This window comes from Streptomyces sp. NPDC060035, assembly GCF_042736635.1.
GTDB lineage: Bacteria > Actinomycetota > Actinomycetes > Streptomycetales > Streptomycetaceae > Streptomyces.
The window spans coordinates 1-21,181 of record NZ_JBHWVO010000019.1; the positions used below are offsets into that span (position 1 = coordinate 1).

The window sequence follows — 21,181 nt, forward strand, 5'->3', positions numbered from 1 at the left end:
CCAACCGCATGGCCCTTTCGATCGCCACCCAGCACATCAGCCGCGAGTAGCAGAAGTTCTTGCGCCCGCCACGCGTCTCCCAGATTCCCTCGTCGGGCTGGTCCCAGTTCTCGCAAACCCAGTCGACCAAATCGCAGACGGTGTCCCAGTGCGCGCTGGAGATCGGCTCTCTCCACTTGTCGTAGAGGTAGATCGAGTCGACCAGCGCGCCGTAGATGTCCAATTGCAGCTGACCGACGGCGTCGTTGCCTACGCGCACAGGGGCGGAGCCGCGGTAGCCCTCGAGATGGGGCAACTCGCGCTCGGGCAGGTCGCGGCGGCCGTCGATGCCATACATGATCTGCAGTGGGCCCGTGCCGGGTTCCGATAGGTAGACGTGCTCGATCAGGAAGCGCATGAATGCCTGGGCCTCGTCGGTGAAGCCCAGGCGGAGCAGCGCATAGACGCAGAAGGCCGCGTCGCGGACCCAGACGTACCGGTAGTCCCAGTTCCGTTCGCCGCCGATCTGCTCGGGCAGGCTCGTCGTCGGCGCAGCCACGATGGCGCCGGTCGGAGCGTAGGTGAGCAGCTTGAGTGTCAGCGCCGAGCGGTGCACCATCTCGCGCCAGCGGCCGCGGTAGCGCGACGTGGACAGCCACCGCCGCCAGTACCGCACGGTGGCCTCGAACAGCTCCTCCGCTTCACCGATGGGGCAGGCCCTCGGGGTCACCTCGCCTCCGACCCGGTCGAGCGCGAAGACGGCGCTTTCACCCTCGTGCAACGTGAACAGCGACCATGCGTCCTGGCCGTCGTGCTCGACCGGCATGCTGGACGTCAACGCCAGGATGAGCGAGGCCGACTCGAAGACCGGAGTGCCATGTTCGGTACGGACAGTGTGCGGCTCCGCCCCATAGCCGAAGCGGGGTGACACGTAGGCGCGGAAGGGCAGCGATCCGCGGACGCAGACCACTCTGCGGATCAGCCGGTGTCGGTTGCGCTCGCGCGAATCGTCGACGACCGGCATGAAGTCCTGGATCTCGCCCACCCCGTCGTCCGCGAAGAAGCGGGTGATGAGCACATTGGTGTCAGGAAAATAGAACTGCTTCGTGCGGGTCGGTACGTCCGGGGCCAGCTCGAAGGAGCCTCCCCTCTCGGCGTCGAGAAGTGAGGCGAAGACACTGGGTGCGTCGAATCGGCCGCAGCAGTACCAATCGATCGTGCCGTTCGTCCCTACCAGCGCGGCACTGCGCAGATCCCCGATCAGCCCGTGCTCGGAAACCGGCAGATACCGGCTAGCGCCCGCGCTCTTTGGGCGGCGTGCCGCGCCATCTTCTTCGCTTGTGTGGGCCTCACCAGTCACGGGCCCTCCCTTTACTACGGGCGGCATCTCTACCAAACAGACCCTCGTTTCATACTAAAGGAGCAATCTCGGAGGGCGACTCCGGCGAGTGTCGGCCACTACGTTTCGTCCGGTACCGAGATGCCGACGAGCTCGCGCCGGTCCGCGGGCCCTCGCCACTGGCGACGGGCACCCTGGCCGTGACCCTCCTGGCGACCAACGCCGTTGGCTCTTCTCTGGTCTCCTCGTTTCCCCTTTCCTGCTCCGGTGGCCAGGCCGACACCCCTGCGCTCCAGGTTCCGGATGAACCCGTCCACGACCTTGTGGTCGAACGTGCTCGTCCGAATGCGGGAAGCAGGTGGTGCTCCAGCAACGATTCCAGGTGCCTGACCGAGGAAGGCGCCAGGTCCCGCCGGCCAGCCCTCCACTCCGCGGCGTACTCCCCGAACCGCATAGACCCGTACGTCGCCACACGCTCTGCCTCCGCCTGGTTGGGGAGCCACCTTCTTGGCCTTGTAGACATCCGTCAATCGCCGAATGGCCTGATCCTGGATGGAAAACGCCTCCATCCGTGGGTAGGCAGGCCGCCTGGCTGAGCGACGTCGCCGCGATCAACCCCATCACCCACATCGTCAACGCCGCCCGCGCCCTGTTCACCGGCGGTTTCCTCGATATCTCCGCGCTCCACCGCCTCATCACAGCCACAGCAAACGCCACCCTCGGGCTGATCCTGTCCACCCACGCCATGAAGCGCCGCCCCTGAGCTCACACCTATGGGACACCGAAGGCTCCGCGAGTGTCGACGGCCGGCGAGGACTGGTCGAACGTTGTCGAACTCACTTGATCGCCCACGCTTCAGTCGAGATGGGGTCTCTCGGACCTGTGTCAGCACATGGGCCAATCGACGGCGACGCTACGGCGATGCCGGACTGCTCGATCTGGTGATCCCCCACGAACAAGGCCGAACGCAAGCCCTTCGCGGGTGATCGGCCAGATCAAAACGTGGCGCCGCGACCACACGTGGCCCACGGGTCGAATCACCGACGAGCTCGCAGAGCTCGGCTTCTCCACCGAGCCGCGGCCGGCCCACCTGCGTATCGGGTTCGCCGCGACGGCCGATCACTCCGAGCTGACCGAGGGTGCACGGCGGCTGGGAGCCGCGCTCACGGACCTCACCGAGGGAGGCGTGAGGCGTGATCATTTCCGTGTGCCCGATTATGTCTGATATGCATCTTTCGTACGCATATGCGAATCTGGAGATGCCCCATCGTTCGGGACGCTGACAGGAGGCACGATCGTGAGCAAGAAGCAGAGCCGGCAGAACCGTGGTGCTCGTACCGGCGGTCATGAGCGCAGCGCCGCCGCCGCCGAGACGAAGGAACAGACGCCGACGGCGGCTACGCCCGACGCGGCGCGTGCGATCGGGGAGACCGTTTCGCACAAGAAGGAGCGGAAGTTCGGGCACAACTGATCAGCGGCCTTCGGGCCAACCAACCTGCGGTCAGGGGAAATCCGGGCCGTCAGTATGCGCGTGGTGACATCATCCGGGGTTCGGCGTCCGGTGTCTCGAAGAGGCAGCTGGGAGTGCCGGGGCCCGGCTTCACGCGCCCACAGTGGCCGACTCCGGGGGTCGGCCGGGTAGTAGGTAGTAACGGGAACGGGAACGTCTTCGCGGGATCTGTCGGGTGCCTGAGAAGTGAGCCGTCCAAGGTTCCGTGCCCCGGCCGGCGACCCGGCTGAAACGTGCGGAAGGCACGACACATCACGACCGGCAAGCGCTATCCCCGGTGGCCTCGTCGCGCTTCCGTCCGTACCCACCAGGAAGTCCACAGAAGAGAGGAACCCCAGCCGACGCACGGCTGAGGTTCCTCGAGGCGGTGAGTATCGGTCAGCAGGTGGAGTTGCCCACGCCGTGAACCGCTCGTCTACGCACCGGCAGACCGCACCGCACCGCGATCACGGTCAATCAGGAAGGTCAGCGCTGCAGGGTGAGGACACCCGGCCGCCACGGCAGTTGGTCGTAGCTGCCGCCCGCGGTGGGGGACTTGCCCTGGTAGAGGAACTGCAGGTTGCAGGGGTCGATGGTCATGGTCTGGTCCGGGTTGTTGCGGACCAGGTCACCATGGCTGATGTCATTGGTCCAGGTGGCACCGCTGTTGGCCTTGCCCGCGAAGGGGTTGCCTTCACTGCTGGCCTGCGGGGTCCACGAACCGCTCAGGCTGGAGGCCGTGAACGAGCGGAAGTAGCGCCCATTCGCACCGATCGCCTCAACGATCATGAGGTACTGGTTTTGTTCCTGAACCTTGTAGACCTGCACCGCCTCGAACAGGTTGTTCGTCGAGTCGCTCATGACCGTCGTGTACGACGAGCCGAAACTGCCCGGGAAGTTCCCGATCGGCATGCTCGCCCGGTAGATCTTCCCGTTGTCACCGGCGAAGAACAGGTACATGTTCTGGCCGTCGCCGATCAGGGTCTGGTCGATCGGGCCGGTGCCGGAGCCGGAGATGCTGCCGGTGAACAGGGGCTGCGGCGACGACCAGCCGTTGGGGTTGGTGGGGTCGCTCGACGTGCGGTAGACGAAGGCCGACGCACCCCACTGGTACGCCAGCACCCAGATGTTCTTGGGCGCGAAGTAGAACAGCGTGGGCGCCACTGCGGCCTGGCTCATCCCGGCCTGGCCGGCCGACGCCATGTCCGACCAGTTCGTGAAGGGAGCAAACCTCATCGAGCCGTACGACGATCCCGACACGTTCGACGCGTAGACCAGGTGCTTGCCGTTGTACATCACGCTGGTGAAGTCCTTCAGCGCGACCCACCCGTTCGCCGGTTGCGCCAAGACACCCGTCGACGTCCACCGGTAGGTCGACGGAAGAGAACACGTGCCGCCCGTCGGCGGGGTCGACGTCCCGGACAGGCCGGTCCACTTCTGGTTACTGCCGCCGTTGCACGTCCAGATCTCCACCGCCGTGCCGTTGGCCGTACCGGTACCCGTAACCTCCAGGCACAGCCCGGACTCCACGCCGACGACCGTGCCGTCGGAGTTCACCCGCCACTGCTGGTTCGCACCACCGGAACAGGTCCAGATCTGCACCCGGGTACCGGCCGCGGTGGCGTGGCCCGGAACATCCAGGCACTTGTTGCCGTACACGGTCAGCTGGTTGCTGTCCGTCAACGTCCACTGCTGGTTGGTCCCACCCCAGCAGTCGTAGATCTGCAGGTACGTGCCGTCGGTCTGGACGGCGTCCGGCACATCGAGACACCGTCCCGAACCAACACCGCTCAAGGCGCCACTGGTAGCCGCCTGAGCCGGGTTGGCGACGAGCAGCGCCGCCAACGCGACCAGGGCCGCAACCGCGGCGGCGAGCACCACAGACAGATGCCTGCGGCTGAAACTTTCTCTGCGCATGGGGACTTCCCAAACCTTAAGTAAGCGGTTCCGGTTGGCCTCGTCAGAGGTTGTCCGGACTGTCGATTCGATGTGGTGCGGTTTATAGCGGTGGGTGGTCACCACGGCTGACCCCTGGCGGCTTCCCGGTCCTGCGCGACCTTCTGAGAGACCGGTGGCGCCCGGGGACTTCGGGCCGCTGCGAAACGCACGGGCCCGTGTCGGACGTTGATCGTCGTGGTGCAAGCCCACCGCACGGTGACCCCCGCGTACTCCGAGAGCCTTTCGCGCTCCGATCGAGACCGGGGCCCGCGCGGGACGGTGCGGATTGGCTTGTTCATGGCATTCCTTGAGCGAAGCGGAGCTGAGGAATCGAACGGAACAACGACGTGACGTGCCCTACCTGAAGAGGGCATCGAGCCAGGTCCAGGACCGAGGTTCGGCGACGTCCGAAGCGTTTGAGCGGGTTCATGTTTCTCCTCGTACGGCCGGGTGCGGGTGGGGGTTGACCGGGGTCGGCTCGGTTCAGGGCGTGGACAGCTCGAACCGCGTGACGCGGACCGAGCCGCCGAGCGCCTGGGTGGCGTGGTTGAAGAGGGCGAACCGGTAGCCCATGAAGAACCGCCAGTCGTTACCCATGGAGAAGTCGGGTCCGAGGCGGGTGAACGTGACGCCGTCGGTGCTGTAGGAGAAAGTCCCCGTGCGTGCCGCGCCGGGGCGGATGTCCGCGCTCGCGCGCAGCCAGATGCGGCCGCCCGAGACGGTCGCGCCCGCGAGCTCGTAGCCGGTGCCGGTGGTGTTCCAGTTGCTGTCCATGGTCAGCCCGCTGACCATCACCACCCGCGTGGCTCCGCCCTCGCGCTTGGCACCGATCCACGCGGAGGAGTCACGCAGCAGCGCGAGTCCCGCCCGGTCGCCGTCCCGCATCGCGGAGTGGTCGAGCTGGACCGTGGCGGTGGAGGTGGGGCCCTGGATGCGGTGCGTGAGGGTGTTGCGGGCCCAGTACAGGTCATCGGTGACCGTCGCGGTGCGCAGGGTCAGGCCGTTGTCGACCGACCACTTGGTGTTGTCCGGGTTGTGGTTCCACTCCCATCTCGGTTTGAGGGTCGTGCCGTCGAAGGTGTCGACGCCGGTCATGGGGGTGATCTGGCGGGGCGGCGGCGGCACTGCCGGGCTGGGATAGGAGGTGCCCCATGCGCCGTTCACCAGTTGGACGACGGGCCAGCCGTCCCAGGTCCATGTGACCGGTGCCAGCGCGGGCACCCGGCCGCCGGGGTAGGCGTCGACGAATGCCAGGTAGTACCAGGCGCCGTTCTGCGTCTGCACCAGGCCGCCCTGGTGCGGGACACCTCCGCCGGGGATCGGCCCGCGCAGGTCGAGGAGCACCTGCCGCATCGTGTACGGACCGAAGGGGCCGCCCGACGATTTCAGGATGTACTGCCCGTTCGCGGGGCGGGTCAGGAAGATGTAGTACTGCCCGTTGATCTTGTAGAAGCGGGAGCCCTCGAGGGTGCCGACGCTCGACGGGGTCGTGAACACCTGCTGCGTCCGGACCTGGGTGCGGCCGTCGGCGGAGAGCTGGGCCACGCTGATCGTGGTGTTGCCGTACGCCACGTACAGGGTGTCGTCGCTGTCGACCAGCAGCCCCGCGTCGTAGTAGGGCGTGCTGATCGTCGTCAGCCGGTTCCACGGCCCCTCGACGGCCGTTGCGGTGTAGATGTACGTCCGGGCGAAGTCGATCTGGCCCAGCCAGTAGAACGTCCTGTTACTCGGACGGTAGGCCAGCGACGACGCCCAGATCCCTCTGACATAGCCACGGGCCCCGTTCAGGTCGTACTTGGCACCGAAGTCCAGGACCGGCACCGAGTGGCCGGCGATCTCCCAGTGCACCAGGTCGTACGAGCGCAGGACGGGCGCGCCCGGCGAGTAGTGCATGGTCGAGGCCGAGGCGTAGTAGGTGTTTCCGACGCGAATGACGTCGATGTCCGCGAAGTCCTGCCAGATCACCGGGTTCGCGTACTCCCCGGCGGCGCGGGCCGACCCCTGGGCGGGAGCGGCTGCGGCGCGGGAGGCTCCCGTCAGTGGGAGAACCGCGCCGGCGGCGAGGCCGGTGGCGGCCGCCAGCGCGCGACGACGGGAGAAAGGGTGATGCGGCCATGACATACGCATGGGCGGCGTGCTCCTTGCGGCTCGGCGTTTTCGGTGGGCGTGACCCGGAGGTGCCTTGCTGTGCGGGTGGAGCGACTACGACGTGTTCGTGATATCGAACAAGGGTCGAAGTGTCGAGCAACCTGAATGAAAGGGGAATCGGTGAGCGACGTCAATACTTCTCGCATGAGTCGCGAACAATGCCGAAACATTCGCAGGGCCTCATGGACGAAACGGCGCAGGTCAAGCCATCAAATGGCCGCACTGGGCGCCCATGTGCCGCCGGAGCGGGGTCCATTTCGTGGACGGTGTCGACACAGCCGGCCGCCCAGCACTGGCCGGGCAGGGCCGGCAACGGCGGTTCGTCGACCGACCCATCCGATGACACATCAGTAAGGTCAGCAATGGGTCAGCAAGTTGTTGATCAGACCTGGTCACAGGTGCCTGCCAACACGTGCAACTGCCGACCGCCCGAGAAACCGACCCACGGCAGGCATAACTGCGTGCCCACGCCGTAACGGCGGGGGCACGCAGCGAGCGCACGCAGCGGGGAGCGTCGGAGGGTGCATCACCCCAGGTCAGCGCAACCCGACCCCGCGGTTTCAGCACCACCGGCGGCAGTGCGGGAACAGGCAGCCGGTCACCGCCCCTCACCTCATCGAAGCGGGGATCTTCCATCCAGTCCGGCCGGGCAGCCTTGATTTCCTCGTGGGACCGCCCGGTGACGTTCCAGCACATCCCGAGATCACGCCGTCCTCCTCCGCGGCGATGTTGTCGACGGCAACTCACTGCTGGACGATGAGTTTTCGCATGGCTGTCCTCCCGGTACGTGGGATGGTGCGGCCACGCTGGCCGCATCTGCCCCTGAGACGGAGCCGCCACGCCGGTCTCGACATCCCGGCCGCATCTTTCGTCGAAAGCCTCCGGCGCCAGCCCGCAGGGCCCCCGGGTCAAGGCCGTTCAAACGCCGATCCTCGCCGGCCGACATGAGGTGGAAATGCCTCAGCATCTGTCGGGGAAAGCAGACCCACGACATCGCCGGCAAGCCGGACAGCAGGATGCAGTCGCCACAGAAACACCGTTCCCTGTCACGTGGATGTGTTCAGGTTGATCCAAGCGGCGTGCGCTGGGCGACCCCCGGCTACGCGCGGGGCAATTCAACGGTCCTTTCCATGGGTGGCGCGGGGCGTGCCGGAGGCTGAGCGATGCCGCCGATCAGCGGCCTGCCCCTGCCGGAGGCACGGCAGGGGGCAGGCGTGAGACGGTCCGGTGCATCCCGGTGCCGGTTTCAGCCCTTCACGGCGCCGGTGAGACCGCCGACGATCTTCTTCTCGAAGATCGAGAAGAAGATCAGTGCGGGCAGCATGGCGAGTGAGGTGAACGCGAGGACTTTCGCGGTGTCGGAGGAGTACTGCGAGGAGAACGCCTGGACGCCGAGCGGCAGGGTGAAGTTCGCGTCCGAGTTGAGGATGTACAGGGGCAGGACGTAGTTGTTCCAGCTGCCGATGAACGAGAGGACGCCTACTGTCACCACACCGGGTAGCGACAGCGGGATCACCATGCGGAAGAAGAATCCGAGTCGGCTTGCACCGTCGATCGCGGCGGCCTCCTCGATCTCGTTGGGAATGGCTCTGAGGAACGGCACCAGGATGATGACGGTCGTCGGCAGGCCGAAGGCGATCTGCGGGATGATGATGCCGAACAGGTTGTCGACGAGGCCGATGTTCTTGATGACGATGTACAGCGGGGTGATCGCGATGACCATCGGGAACATCAGGCCGGCGGCGAACAGGGAATACATCGCGCCCTTGAGCTTGAAGTCGTAGCGCGCGATCACGAAGCTCACCATCAGGCCGAGGACGACGATGCCGACGGTGCTCACGAGCGCGACGATGGTGGAGTTGGCGAATTCGCCCCAGAACGTCCTCGACGTCAGGACGTCGGTGTAGTTGCTGAGGACCCAAGGGTGCGGCAGGGCGGCCGGGCTCGTGGTGAACTGCGAGTTGGTGCGGAATCCGCCGAGCACGATGTAGAGCACCGGCGCGACGCAGACCCCGATGAAGAGCAGTGCGATGAAGTAGGTGAAGGGGTTCCCCCACTTCTGCGGCTTGTCACGATTGTTGCGACGGTCGATGGGCGTGTTCGGCTCCGCGTCGGAGGAGAACCAGGAGTTGGCGGTAGTCGCGCTCATCAGGCGGCTCCTTCGGTGACGGCGCCCTGGAGGTCGCGGCGCAGGACGAAGCGCTGGTAGATCAGCGCGACGATGAGCGAGATCAGGAACATCACGACCGCGATGGCGCTGCCGTAGCCGTAGTTGCCCGCGTTGCGGCCCTGGGCGACCATGTAGATCGCCATGGTCGAGGTGCCCGCGGTGCCCGCGATGTACGGACCCCAGATGATGTAGACGAGATCGAACAGTTGCAGCGAGCCGATGATCGACAGGAACACCCAGATGCGGATCGTCGGCCCCAGCAGCGGCAGCGTGATGCGGCGCTGGATCTTCCAGTAGGAGGCGCCGTCGATCTGGGCAGCCTCGAAGAGTTCTTCGGGGATCGACTGCAGGCCGGCGAGCATCAGAATCACCGCGAAGCCGATGTACTTCCACGAGATGATGCCCATCAGCGTCCAGATGGCCAGCTTCGGGTCGGAGAGCCATTCAGCCTGCAGGAAGCCCAGGCCGATGTGCTGCAGGAGATCGTTGACGGCGCCGTTCGTCTGGAGCATCAGACTCCAGCCGGTGCCGACGATGACCTCGGAGACGACGTAGGGCACGAAGATCAGGACGCGGATGACCGAGCGGCCACGGATCTTCTGGTTGAGCAGGAGCGCAAGGACGATCGCCAGCGGGCCCTGGATGATCAGGGAGAGCACCAGGATCAGGAAGGTGTGCCACAGAACTTGCTGGAAAGCGGGGTCGGTGAGGATCAGCTTGTAGTTGTCCAGACCGACCCAGTCGGTGGGTGCCCCGTAGCCCTTCCACCGGTAGAAGCCGTAGAACGCGGCCAGCGCCACCGGGAAGATCACGAAGGTCAAGAACATGATGATCGCCGGCCCGGACAGGACCGCGATCTCGAGTCGCATCTTGGCACGGCCGCGGCGGCGCGCGGCCGCTCGCAGCGAAGTCGGAGACGCGGACTTGGCCGCGCCCCCGACTCCAGGCGTGCCCTGCGACTGGCGGCCGGTGGCCGTGTCAGTACCCAGGGTGTTGCTCATCGTCTGCTTACTCAGCCCTTCGCGGCAGCAGCGTTGGTGTCCTTGGCGATGTCGGCGGCGGTGCCCTTGCCGGCCATCAGGTTCACGACGGCGGTGTTCATGGCGTTGCCGACGTTCTGGCCGTACATGGTGTCAAGGAACATCATCGAGTAGGCGGCCTTGTTGAAGGCCTGCAGTGCCGAGACGTTGTAGGGGTCGGTGACGACCTCCTGGGCGTCCTTGTTCACCGGGATCGCGTAGAAGGCCTTGGCATAGGCCTTCTGCTGGTCCTTGGTCACAAGGAACTCGAGGAAGCCATGGGCCTCCTTCGGCGCGTTCTTGGACAGCGAGAATCCGTCGAGGCCGCCCATGATTGCGGTCGGGTCGCCCTGGCCACCGGCCACGGCAGGGAAGGGGAACCAGCCCAGGTCAGGGAGCTGCTTCTTGTTCGGGGTCAAGCCGGCGATCACCCCAGGGTCCCAGTTGCCCATGAGCTCCATGGCGGCCTTGTGGTTCGCGAGCATGCCCGCGGACGACCCGGCGCCCTGCTGCGACGAGTTCGTCAGGAAACCCCTCTGGAAGGGCTTGACCTTCAGGAACGAAGCCAGGTCGTCGCCGGCCTTGGTCCAGCACGGATCGGTGAACTTGAGCGACTTGGCAGCCTCCGTCATGGTGTCCTGGCTGCACTCGCGCAGGGCGAAGTTGTAGTACCAGTGCGCGGCCGGCCAGGCGTCCTTGGCACCGACCGCGATCGGCGCGACATTGATCGCCTTCAGCTTCGCGGCAGCGTCCTCGAGCTCGTCCATCGTCGTCGGCGTCGAGGTGATGCCGGCCTTCTTGAACAGGTCCTTGCTGTAGTAAATGCCTTCGGGCTGCGTGTCGACCGGCATCGCGTAGACCTTGCCGTCGATCGAATAGCCTTCGACAGCTGCCGCTCCCGCGTTCGCCTTGTCAGCGGCGGTGAGGTTCAGCGCCTGGACCTGGCCGGCATCGACCATGGCCTGCAACTTGCCGCCACCGCGCTGAAGGAAGATGTCCGGCGCGGAGCCCGAGTTGAGGGCTGTCTGCAGCTTGCCGTCGAGGTCCTCGTTCTGGATCGCCTGGATCTTGATCGTGACGTTCGGGTGCAGCGAGTGGTACGCCTTCGCGGCTGCCTGCCAGTACTTCTCACCGGGCCCGGGCTGCGCGTTCTCCCAGAGGGTCAGCGTGACCTTGCCATCGGACGAACCGCCGCCGCTGTCGGCGCTGCTGCCGCCGGCGCAGCCGGTGGCAGCGAGTGCGATGCCCAAGCCGATCGCGACGACTGTCGCGCTGCGTATTTCCCTCGTCATCGTGGAAGCTCCCTGATCTGTCGTCATAGACACAATGAATGCGAATAGTTTGCGCAAATTAATGGCCTGTTGAGCGCCAAGAGTCTCGTACGTGCGCCGATCTAGGTGTTCAAGCGGCAGGTGGTCCGTGGCAACAGTGAGGGTCGGTCACGTACGCGGATTCGCGACGATCACTGCAGACCCGTGCTTCCCGGCTCCGGGCATGCGCGTGTGGACGTGCCAGGTGGACGGGTGTGACCGTACGGAGTCGTTTCCGTTACGGGGAGTTCTCAATCGCTCGAGAGTATGCGCTCGCCGCGGAGCGGCAGTCAATGACTTGTTTCCGAAAGTTCTTCGAAACTTACGAATGACCATCAGGGTTGACTACCGAAACATTTCGACGCCGTCCAACGATCGCGCCCGTCCGGCTGCGGTCCACGCTGCGCGACCCCTTGAGGCCTTGCAGTACCAGGCCGCCAATTTCTCCCACTGTGCGATGACGGTCTCAACGAGCAGCACGGCCCCTGCAGTTGCGTACCCTCGCCGGTTCGTGCCGGCTCGGGTCCTGGCGCCGCAGCGCCTTGTCGTCCACCGCCGTGAGGTGTGGCCCGCAAGCTCCCGATGGAATACGCGAACCCCTTGACGGCAGGTAGTTTTGTCTCAAAACTACCTGCCTGATGTAGGGAGTTCAGATGTCGATCGTGATCGTCGGTCCCGGCATCGGCGGGCTTGCCGCGGCTCTGAGCCTGCATGAGGCCGGACACCGTGATGTGCGCGTGTTCGAGCGGGTTGCTGACCTGCGGCCACTTGGAGTGGGCATCAACCTGCTCACGGCCGCTGTGTGCGCGCTGACGGAGTTGGGCCTGATGGTTCGGATGGCCGAGCCAGCAGCGGCTCCCAGCACGCCGGCCTACTTCAACCGGTACGGGCAGCGGATCTGGTGCGAGCCGCGCGGCTCGCACGCCGGCTACCGGTGGCCGCAGCTGTCGGTGTATCGCGGGCGGCTGCAGCGGATACTGCTGGAAACGGTGCACGACAGGCTGGATCCCGAGGCGGTCCTGACTGGGCACCAGCTGGTCGCGGTCGAGCACGGCGTGGATGCCGATGTCGCCTGCTCCGACACCGACGCCGGCGTGGTCCGTGGCGGGGCCGACGTGGTGGTGCGTGCGGGCGGCATCCACTCGGCCCTGCACGGATCCAACGGCGCGTCCCAGACGATCCTGGATGCGCGAACGCCGGCGCTGCACCTGACCACCGCGCCGACGGTCGAGCAGGCCCTCACCCGCTACGAGGCCGACCGCCGCCCGCCCACCACCGCACTCGTGCACAGCAACCGCCGCCAAGTCCGCGAGCACGTCATGGTGCCGGCCCACGAACGGGCGCCGCACGGCTTCGGCGACATCGGCGAGGTCTTCGCGCCGGGCGAACTGGCCGACTACGCCACCTCCTGCAAACGGGCGGCCGTCTTCCACCCGGACGCGCCCAACAGCCGACAGTCACTGACCCGCCGAGCGTCGGCCGATGAGTGACTTCGACCCCGCCCGGCTGGCCGCTGTCATCTCGCCCCTGCGGCGTACACTGCTGGCCGCAGCGCGCAGGGCCGAGCGCCTGCCGGAGATCCCCGACGCGCAGATCGAGATCATCCGAGCCCTGCCGCGAGGCACCGCCATGACCCCCGGCGAGCTTGCCGAGCGGCTGGACCTGAGCCGCTCCACGGTCAGCAACCTGCTGCGCGCCATGGACTCCGCCGGTCTGGTCACGCGCAACCCGCGCACTGACGACCGCCGCCAGGTGCAGGTCTCCGTCTCCGCGAAGGCGCTGGACCTGTTCGAACGCTTCGACCACGCGGGCGCCGCGTTGGTCGCCGACGCGGCCGCGACCCTGCCCGCCGCAGACCATCAAGCACTGGCCGCCGCGCTGCCGGCGCTGGAACGCCTGCGTGATGCCATCGCCGCCCAACGGCCGGCCACCCCGCCCCGCGCCTGAATCGAAGGACACGCAATGACCGGGATCCGCCGACCACTGTCCCGCTGGCTGCAGACCAGGCAGCTCCAAGGAGTCACACCAGGCCCCTACGACTTCACGGTGCAGCGCGACCTGTGCGTGCCCATGGACGACGGTGTCGAACTGACCGCCGACCTCTACACGCCTATCGGCGAGGTGAACCCGCCACTGCCCACGATCGTCATCCGCTCACCGTACGGCCGCCGGCCCTCCCTCGCCCGGGCGCCGGCGCTCGCCCGCGAGGGGTTCACCGTCGTGGTCCAGAGCTGCCGCGGCACCTGGGGATCGGGCGGGACATTCACGCCCCAACTGGACGAGCAGCGTGACGGCATGGCCACCCACCGGTGGGTACGACAGCAACCGTGGTTCACCGGCTCGGTCGCGACATACGGGCCGAGCTACCTGGGATACACGCAGTGGGCGGTGGCCGGGCGGATGCAGCGCGAGGATCCTGACCGTGCACCAGACGCGCTCTGCCTGATCAACACGATGCCCGACTTCGGCGCGATCACCTGGGACAACGGGACCTTTTCGCTGCGCAACGCGCTCGGCTGGTCGCGGTCGATGGACCTGATGGGCCGCCGCGGCCTCATATCGATGCTGCGCGTCATGCCACTGCCCGACCGAAAGCTGAACAATGCCTTCGACGTGCTGCCACTGGGCGCCGGTGACACCGCCGCCGGGCAGGCGATCAGCTGGTACCAGGACTGGCTCACCCACGAGAAGCTCACCGACACATACTGGACACAGCAGTCGCACACCGCCTCGGTGCCCGACGTCACCGCACCCATCTACATGAGCACCGGCTGGTACGACATCTTCCTGCCCTGGCAGCTGCGCAACTACGCCCAGCTCGCGGCCGTTGGCCGCCCGCCGCGTCTGACAGTCGGCCCGTGGAACCACATCACCGGCGGTGCCGGACCGTCCTTCGTAGAGTCCGTCGAATTCCTCAAGGAGCACTTCGCCGGTGCACCCGGCAGCCGCGTCGCGCCCGTCCGCACCTTCCTCACCGGTGCCCAGCAGTGGCACGACCTGCCTGCATGGCCACCGCCCGGCACCACAGTGCGGTCCTGGCACCTGCACGCGTCCGGCCTGTTCGACCCAACTTCCCCGGACGGTGGTATCACCCGCTACACCTACGACCCCGACAATCCCACACCCGCTGTCGGCGGCCCCAGCCTGAACCCGGACTCGGGGCCGGTCGACAACGCCGCACACGAAGGCCGCGCCGACGTCACCGTCTTCCGCAGCACCCCGTTGGAGGACGCCGTCGTCGTCGCCGGCGAGCCGGTCGCCCGGATCCGGTTCCGCTCCTCCGCTCCCAGCGCCGACGTGTTCGTCCGAATCTGCGACGTGCACCCCGACGGCCGTTCCATGACCGTCTGCGACGGCATCCGCCGCATCGGAAGCATCGGCACGGCCACAACCGACCCACAGCCCGACGAAGACGGCTTCGCCGAGGTTGAAGTGCCACTGTGGCCGACCTTCCACCGGTTCGCGGCCGGTCACCGCATCGGCATCCAGGTCAGCTCGGGCGCGCATCCGCGTTACGCCCGGAACCCCGGCACCGGCGAGCCCGCCGTCACGGCCACGGTCACCGTCCGTGCCGAGCAGGAGATCTCCCACGACACCGCCCATCCCTCCCGGATGGACCTGCCGGTGTGGGCCTCATGACCACCGCGACTTCCATCCCATGGGGAAACGTGGCCGCAGGGTGGGGAGTTGTCCGACGCCGAATCTTGTGTCCTCCGGCGCGCCTGAGCTCATCCGATCGTGATTCCGCCCGCGGAGATGTTTCCCTGCACCGGCTGGAAGTGCGCCAACCTGCCTCGGCCAAAGGGCTGTCCCGTAATCCCTGGCGGGAGCACGACGACAGCTACGGCACCTCGCCGCGTTGCCGGAACGCCCGAACACATCCGGTATGCGGACGTCCCTCCGCCTTGCGATGCACCGCACCTGACGCCACGCGCTGATCCACCAAGGATTACGGGAAAGCCCCGGACTCGCTCCACGGCGCCCGCCGACTCGAAGGGAACACATTCTGTGCGTACGTACGACAACCCTGTGATCAGCGGGTTCCATCCCGATCCGAGCGTGTGCCGGGTCGGTGACGACTACTACCTGGTGTGCTCCAGCTTCGAGTACTTCCCCGGGCTGCCGCTCTTCCACAGCAAGGACCTCGTGCACTGGGAGCACATCGGCAATGTGCTCGACCGGCCCGAGCAGCTGCCGCTGCCTCTCCCCGGTGCCAAGGCGTCCGGCGGCCTCTACGCCCCCACGATCCGCCACCACGAAGGCCGTTACTGGATCATCAACACCAACATAGACGGCGGCGGCAACTTCGTCGTCTCGGCCGAGCGGCCCGAGGGACCGTGGAGCGACCCGGTGTGGATCGACCTGCCCGGGATCGACCCCGATCTGGCGTGGGAGAAGGACGGCACCTGCTGGTGCGCCTTCTCCGGGCCCGAAGGCGGCATCAACATGGCCAGGATCGACCCGGTCAAGGGGGAGGTGCTGGAGGGGCCTTTTGCCACGTGGTCGGGCAGCGGCCTCAAGTTTCCCGAGGCACCGCACCTCTACCGCATCGTCGACTGGTGGTACCTGCTGATCGCAGAAGGCGGCACCGAACGCGGCCACAGCGTGTCCATCGCCCGTGGCCGCTCGCCGCGCGGCCCTTGGGAAGGCGCACCCGCCAACCCCCTGCTGTCCCACAGCGGTACCGCCCGCTCCATCCAGAACACCGGCCACGCCGACCTCGTGGAGGCTCCCGACGGCAGTTGGTGGATGGTGCTGCTCGGCGTCCGGCCCCGCGGCTTCACTCCCGACGTGCACGTGCTCGGCCGCGAGACGTTCCTGACCCCGGTGGAATGGGACGAGGACGGCTGGCCCGTCGTCGCGCCCGTTCCCGAGAGCCACCCGGCCCCCGGCGGTGCCTGGCACCCCGTTCCGTCCCTGCCCGCCCGCGACGACTTCGACGAGTCCGCTCTCGCGCCGCACTGGGTCTCGCCGTTCACCCGTCCGGAGGGCTCCTGGTCGCTCACCGAGCGCCCTGGCTGGCTGGCCCTGAGCGCCACCGGCGCCACCCTCGACCGCCCCGGGTACACCTTCGTCGGCCGCCGCCAGCAGCACCACGACTGCCGCGTCACCGCTGCGATCGACCCGGGTACGGGACGCGGCGGCCTCAGCGTGCGCCTGGACGAGGCCCACCACTACGAACTGGAGGTCGGGAACGGAGAGGCCGGCGTCGTCGCCCGGATCGGTCCGGTGCGCCAAACCGTGGCCAGCCGACCGATCCCGTCCGGGCCGCTGACCCTCACCGTCGCGATCCGGACGTCCGACCTCGTGCCCGCGTCGCCCGAACTCACCGATGGCGGGACCACCGGCCCCGACACCATCGCCTTCTGGCTCGGCGATCCCGACGCCTCGGAGGCCCAGCCACTCGCCGAACTGGACGGGCGCTACCTGTCCGCCGAGGTCGCCTGTGGCTTCACCGGCCGCGTTATCGGCATGTACGCCACCGAGGGCGCGGTCGCCTTCGACTGGTTCGAGTATGCCCCGGCCTCGGCGCCCTCCGCTTGACGCTCGGCGTTCGGCGTTCGGCCGCGTGCGACACCTGCGTCCCTGCGGGTGCCGCACGCGGCATGCCGCGAGACCGCGCCGACCGAGGGAGTGGCCGACGATGTCGACCTGAGACGCGCCGGTGGCGGCGAACACCTGGTCGACGAAGGACGAGAGCTGCAGGGCGCCCTCGGCGATGTCACCGGTTCCCTGAAGGAGCGCCCATGCTCGGGCGGCAATGGGTCGGCTCGGGGTTTCTGACGGCTGTCGGCAGCGCCAGGAGTGCGCGAAAAGGGACCCCATGGACGGGGCCGGCGCGCCGTCAACGTTCCCACGCCACGATCCGCACCGTCGGCACCACTCTCCTGATGGCCGGTGGACTGCTGCACGAGTGGCAGAACTGATTCGGCGACGGGTGTGCAGTTCCCGGGCTCGTAGATCGGGCCCGACCAACCCCGCTGACTTGCACGTTCGCCGAGAACCGGTAGTTGCGCGAGGACGCTCCGACCTTGCGGTCGCGGACCGGGATGAGGGTGCCGTCGACGATCCACAGCCGCTCGGCTGCTTCCTGACAGGCCCGGGTCGGCTCGAGCGCCAGCAGCGGGCCGAGCCTTGAGTCACCCGGCACACCTCGCCGGTGAGACGCCGAGCAGCGGGGCGAGCTGCCGCATGGTGAGGTTCGTGCGGTAGTACTCGGCCACCAGCAGTACCCGGGCCTGGCCGCCGCCCGCGGCATGGTCGGCGGCCGGCCCACCGTCGTCAACGCGGACATTCATCCGGGCCGGTGCGTTGCTGTGGCTTGTAGTCGACGCGGAGGAGCCCGAAACGCTCGTTGCGAAGTTCCGAAGAGGCAGATGATCCTCCGGACATCGACCGAGCACGTCCGGATGCGCTCACGTCTGCAAGGGCCGGCATGCCCGTCACCGTCGACGACACGGTCCGGATCAGCGGTGGTGGGCGGTGTCGTCGGTTCATCCGTCCCGTCCGTTGACAGAACATCACCCTCCTCCCATCATGGGAGCGCTCCCATCTCCGGAGCCGCTGCCCACCCTTGTACGACCGCAACGCACCGCGCCACCCCCGCGTCCACGCACGCCGCACCACCCGCGCACCGTTCATTCCCCGTGCCCTCGGAGAGAAGCATCCTGCCGCCGCGCGCCGGCGCCCGCCCGTCCGGTCGTACGGCCTGCCCGGCGCCCGCCGACCAGTCCGTCGCCGGCCCCCTAGGAAGGACCCCCATGGCCTTACCGCAGAGACCCGTCGGGCCGGCCCGCGCCGGTCGCCCCCGTCACCTCGCACGCACCGCCGCCGCCCTGGCGGCCACGCTCGCCCTGCTGTCCCCGCTCGGCGCCGCCGGTGCCGCGTCCGCCGCCGCGCAGGAGGCGCCGACCGCGGACGTCGATGTCCGGGTCAACACGCAGGCGTCGCTCGGCCGGCTGTCCGACACCGCCCGTGGTGTCAACGCCGCTGTCTGGGACTCGCACATGAACGACCCCGAAGTCGCCGCCCTCATGAAGGCGGCCGACGTCGGGGCGATGCGCTACCCGGGGGGTTCGTACGCCGATATCTACCACTGGGAGACGCACACCGCGCCCGGCGGATACGTCGCCCCCGGTACCGGCTTCGACGCCTTCATGGGCACCGTCCGCGCCACCGGGGCGCAGCCGATCCTGATCGCCAACTACGGCTCCGGCACGCCCGAGGAGGCGGCCGGCTGGGTCCGGTACGCGAACGTCACCAAGAACTACGACGCGAAGTACTGGGAGATCGGCAACGAGAACTACGGCAACGGCCACTACGGCAGCGGCTGGGAGCACGACGATCACGCGGACAAGAGCCCCCGGGAGTACGCCCGTCAGGTCCGCGCCTACGCCGCCGCCATGAAGGCCATCGACCCGACCATCAGGATCGGCGCGGTCCTCACCGCCCCGGGCAACTGGCCGGACGGCGTCGTCGGCGAGGGCGATCCGGGCGACTGGAACCACACCGTGCTCTCCGAAGTCACCGACGTCATCGATTTCGTGAGCGTCCACTGGTACGCGGGCGGCTCCGACACCACCGCCGACGCCGCCATGACCCGGCTGACCCGGCTGCCCGGCGAACTGCGGGAGGTGCGCAACCAGATCGACCGGTACGCGGGCGCCGACTCCCCGCGCATCGGCATCGCCCTCACCGAAGTCAACACCAACACCGGCGGCGCCATGCTCACGGCCCGCCCCAACGGCCTGTTCGCCGCCGACGCCTTCATGACGGCTCTGGAGAACGGTGTGTTCAACGTCGACTGGTGGAACACCCACAACGGCCCGGGCCGGATCACCACCGTCGACGGCGAGACCGACTATGGCGACATGGGCATGCTGTCCGGCGGTTCCTGCACAGGTGACGTCTGCCAACCTGCGGCGAACACGCCGTTCCACCCCTACTACGGCATGAAGATGACCAGCGAACTGGGCACCGCCGGCGACGCCATGGTCGCCGCCTCGTCCTCCGCGCAGGACGTCTCCGCACACGCCGTGCACCGTCGCGACGGGCGCCTGAGCGTCCTGCTCATCAACAAGGACCCCGACGCCGCTCGGACCGTGAACCTCGAATACGCGGGCTTCACCCCGTCCGCCGCCGCACCCGAGGTCAGCCGCTACGCCCGCGGCGACAGCGACATCACCGACGTCACCGGCAGTGGGGCGTCCGCCTCCCAGGTCACCGTGCCGCCGTACGCGATGCTCACCGTCACCCTCACCCCGCAGCCCGGCACCGGGCCCGGGGCCTCGGCCGCCGACGCTCCGGGCACCCCGGGGCTGGAGGCGGTGACCGACACCACCGCGCGCCTGTCGTGGGAGGGGGCGGCCGGTGCCGCCCGCTACCTGGTCCAGGAGCGGGACGGCGCGCACACCCGGCTGATCGGCGAGACCACCGGCACGTCCGTGACCCTGCGGAACCTGCCCCCGGGCAGCACACACACGGTCAACGTACTGGCGGCCGACGCCGCGGGACGGATCTCCGCCCCGTCCGGTCCGTTGACCTTCACCACCGGCACCCCGACGGACGCCGCCTGCGCGCTGACCTTCCACCGCGACACGAGCTGGGGCAATGGCTTCGTGACCACGGTCACCGTCCGGAACCTCTCGGACACCCCGATCACCGGCTGGACCGTGGACTGGGACTGGCCGACCGACGGCCAGTCGGTGTCCTCCGGCTGGAACGCCACGTTCCAGCAGACCGGTCGGCACGTCCGCGTGACCGCGCCCGAGGGCGCCGGGCCGCTGGCCCCGGACGGCGCGTCGACAGCCTCCTTCGGCTTCGTCGGCGCCAACGACGGCCCCAACCCCGATCCGACGGCCATCCGCCTCAACGGCACTGTCTGCTCCGGCGGTTGAGATCCGGTCCGCCCGGGAGCGGTGGCAGGACAACCTGCCCCGGGCGGACCGGTATCCACAAGGAAGCATTGCGGCTGGGGTCCGCCAGGCAGAGGCCGGCCACGGCAGTCGGCCCGACCTGCTCACCACCGCCGAGCGAGCCGAACTCGTACAACTCCCCTACCGGCACCTGAGTTGCCTCGGGCGAAGGAGATACTGAAGGCCGCCCGAGCGTTTTCCAAAGTAGCTCGACCAGCCCCGCCCGAGGCCGATGCGGTGATCAACCACCTCCGCGACGACTTCGGGGTCGAGCCGTCTGCCGGGAACTCGACCTGATGGAGAACCCCGGCCGATGTCTTCAACGAGCATCTGTGCTCGCTGACAAGCAGTGTTGCGAGACCCTTTGAACTGTGGTGGGGACGAGCGGCAGAGTCCCCTGCTACGGTGCGCCGATGTCAGCGATCAAGAAGTTCCAAGTCACCTTCGACTGCGCAGAACCGGAGCGCCTCGCTCGCTTCTGGTGCGAGGTATTGGGGTACGTCATACCGCCGCCACCGGAGGGGTTTGCCACTTGGGGCGAGTTCAAGCACTCGCAGCCACCTGAGCAGCGGGATTCATGGTTCGCCTGCAGTGATCCCTCAGGCGTGGGTCCGCGGTTGTACTTCCAGCGCGTCCCCGAAGGAAAGGCTGCCAAGAACCGGCTGCATCTTGATGTGCGGGTCGGCACCGGACTCGTGGGTGAGGAGCGCCTCGCCGTACTTGAGGCCGAATGCGCACGCCTGGTCCCGCTCGGCGCGGTACACGTGCAGACCCTGTATGACGGCACTGATTCGTGCATCCCGATGCAGGACATCGAGGGCAACGAGTTCTGTATCGACTGAGCATTCTCCGAGCCGGAGAGGCGCGGAGCAGC

The 21,181-nt window shown here is 67.7% G+C and carries 16 protein-coding genes; 9 read left to right on the forward strand and 7 right to left on the reverse strand.

Annotated features, from left to right (window positions below; all coding sequences use genetic code 11):
- The coding region (locus ACFWBQ_RS26630) for a glycoside hydrolase family 15 protein (protein WP_385499123.1) at positions 1–1,339 on the reverse strand (1,339 nt) is incomplete at its 3' end.
- A gap of 550 nt (positions 1,340–1,889) precedes the next feature.
- Here ACFWBQ_RS26630 and ACFWBQ_RS26635 point away from each other — a divergent pair.
- From ACFWBQ_RS26635 to ACFWBQ_RS26645, 3 genes are all read left to right on the forward strand, one after another.
- Positions 1,890–2,081 carry a hypothetical protein gene (locus ACFWBQ_RS26635; protein ID WP_385499127.1) on the forward strand — a complete coding sequence of 64 codons (192 nt, stop codon included), beginning with the start codon at positions 1,890–1,892 and terminating at the stop codon, positions 2,079–2,081.
- Positions 2,082–2,300: 219 nt separating this feature from the next.
- On the forward strand, positions 2,301–2,543 hold the full coding sequence (locus tag ACFWBQ_RS26640; RefSeq protein ID WP_385499132.1) for a hypothetical protein: 243 nt from the start codon (positions 2,301–2,303) through the stop codon (positions 2,541–2,543).
- A 72-nt stretch (positions 2,544–2,615) separates the two neighbouring features.
- Positions 2,616–2,789 carry a hypothetical protein gene (locus tag ACFWBQ_RS26645; protein WP_385499142.1) on the forward strand — a complete coding sequence of 58 codons (174 nt, stop codon included), beginning with the start codon at positions 2,616–2,618 and terminating at the stop codon, positions 2,787–2,789.
- A 504-nt stretch (positions 2,790–3,293) separates the two neighbouring features.
- Here the strand turns inward: ACFWBQ_RS26645 and ACFWBQ_RS26650 are convergent.
- From ACFWBQ_RS26650 to ACFWBQ_RS26670, 5 genes are all read right to left on the reverse strand, one after another.
- On the reverse strand, positions 3,294–4,724 hold the full coding sequence (locus tag ACFWBQ_RS26650) for a non-reducing end alpha-L-arabinofuranosidase family hydrolase (protein WP_385499154.1): 1,431 nt from the start codon (positions 4,722–4,724) through the stop codon (positions 3,294–3,296).
- 504 nt (positions 4,725–5,228) lie between these two features.
- Complete coding sequence (locus tag ACFWBQ_RS26655; protein WP_385499164.1) at positions 5,229–6,872, reverse strand: glycoside hydrolase 43 family protein; 1,644 nt, start codon at positions 6,870–6,872, stop codon at positions 5,229–5,231.
- A gap of 1,267 nt (positions 6,873–8,139) precedes the next feature.
- Positions 8,140–9,042 (reverse strand): carbohydrate ABC transporter permease, encoded by a 903-nt coding sequence (locus tag ACFWBQ_RS26660; protein ID WP_385499178.1) that lies wholly within the window; start codon positions 9,040–9,042, stop codon positions 8,140–8,142.
- A complete protein-coding gene (locus ACFWBQ_RS26665) occupies positions 9,042–10,064 on the reverse strand; it encodes a carbohydrate ABC transporter permease (RefSeq protein WP_385499192.1) in 1,023 nt (340 codons plus the stop codon). Before ACFWBQ_RS26665 ends, ACFWBQ_RS26660 begins: the two co-directional genes overlap by 1 nt.
- A gap of 11 nt (positions 10,065–10,075) precedes the next feature.
- The gene (locus ACFWBQ_RS26670; protein ID WP_385499207.1) at positions 10,076–11,374 is read right to left on the reverse strand and encodes an extracellular solute-binding protein; all 1,299 of its coding nucleotides are present in this window, start codon (positions 11,372–11,374) and stop codon (positions 10,076–10,078) included.
- A gap of 671 nt (positions 11,375–12,045) precedes the next feature.
- Here ACFWBQ_RS26670 and ACFWBQ_RS26675 point away from each other — a divergent pair.
- The 4 genes from ACFWBQ_RS26675 to ACFWBQ_RS26690 all read left to right on the forward strand — a co-directional run bounded on the left by ACFWBQ_RS26675 (position 12,046) and on the right by ACFWBQ_RS26690 (position 16,936).
- The gene (locus ACFWBQ_RS26675; protein WP_385499211.1) at positions 12,046–12,882 is read left to right on the forward strand and encodes a hypothetical protein; all 837 of its coding nucleotides are present in this window, start codon (positions 12,046–12,048) and stop codon (positions 12,880–12,882) included.
- Entirely contained in the window at positions 12,875–13,339 is a 465-nt protein-coding gene (locus tag ACFWBQ_RS26680; protein WP_385499222.1) for a MarR family winged helix-turn-helix transcriptional regulator, read from the forward strand. The genes ACFWBQ_RS26675 and ACFWBQ_RS26680 overlap by 8 nt, the downstream gene beginning before the upstream one ends.
- A 15-nt stretch (positions 13,340–13,354) precedes the next feature.
- Positions 13,355–15,031 (forward strand): CocE/NonD family hydrolase, encoded by a 1,677-nt coding sequence (locus ACFWBQ_RS26685; protein ID WP_385499232.1) that lies wholly within the window; start codon positions 13,355–13,357, stop codon positions 15,029–15,031.
- 369 nt (positions 15,032–15,400) lie between these two features.
- A complete protein-coding gene (locus tag ACFWBQ_RS26690; RefSeq protein WP_385499236.1) occupies positions 15,401–16,936 on the forward strand; it encodes a glycoside hydrolase family 43 protein in 1,536 nt (511 codons plus the stop codon).
- Between the two features lie 596 nt (positions 16,937–17,532).
- Here the strand turns inward: ACFWBQ_RS26690 and ACFWBQ_RS26695 are convergent.
- Complete coding sequence (locus ACFWBQ_RS26695; RefSeq protein ID WP_385499241.1) at positions 17,533–17,691, reverse strand: transposase family protein; 159 nt, start codon at positions 17,689–17,691, stop codon at positions 17,533–17,535.
- Between the two features lie 462 nt (positions 17,692–18,153).
- On the opposite strand from ACFWBQ_RS26695, the gene ACFWBQ_RS26700 reads away from it, so the two are divergent.
- On the forward strand, positions 18,154–20,289 hold the full coding sequence (locus tag ACFWBQ_RS26700; protein ID WP_385499253.1) for a cellulose binding domain-containing protein: 2,136 nt from the start codon (positions 18,154–18,156) through the stop codon (positions 20,287–20,289).
- Positions 20,290–20,720: 431 nt separating this feature from the next.
- Positions 20,721–21,149 carry a VOC family protein gene (locus tag ACFWBQ_RS26705; protein ID WP_385499259.1) on the forward strand — a complete coding sequence of 143 codons (429 nt, stop codon included), beginning with the start codon at positions 20,721–20,723 and terminating at the stop codon, positions 21,147–21,149.
- Positions 21,150–21,181: the final 32 nt, after the last annotated feature.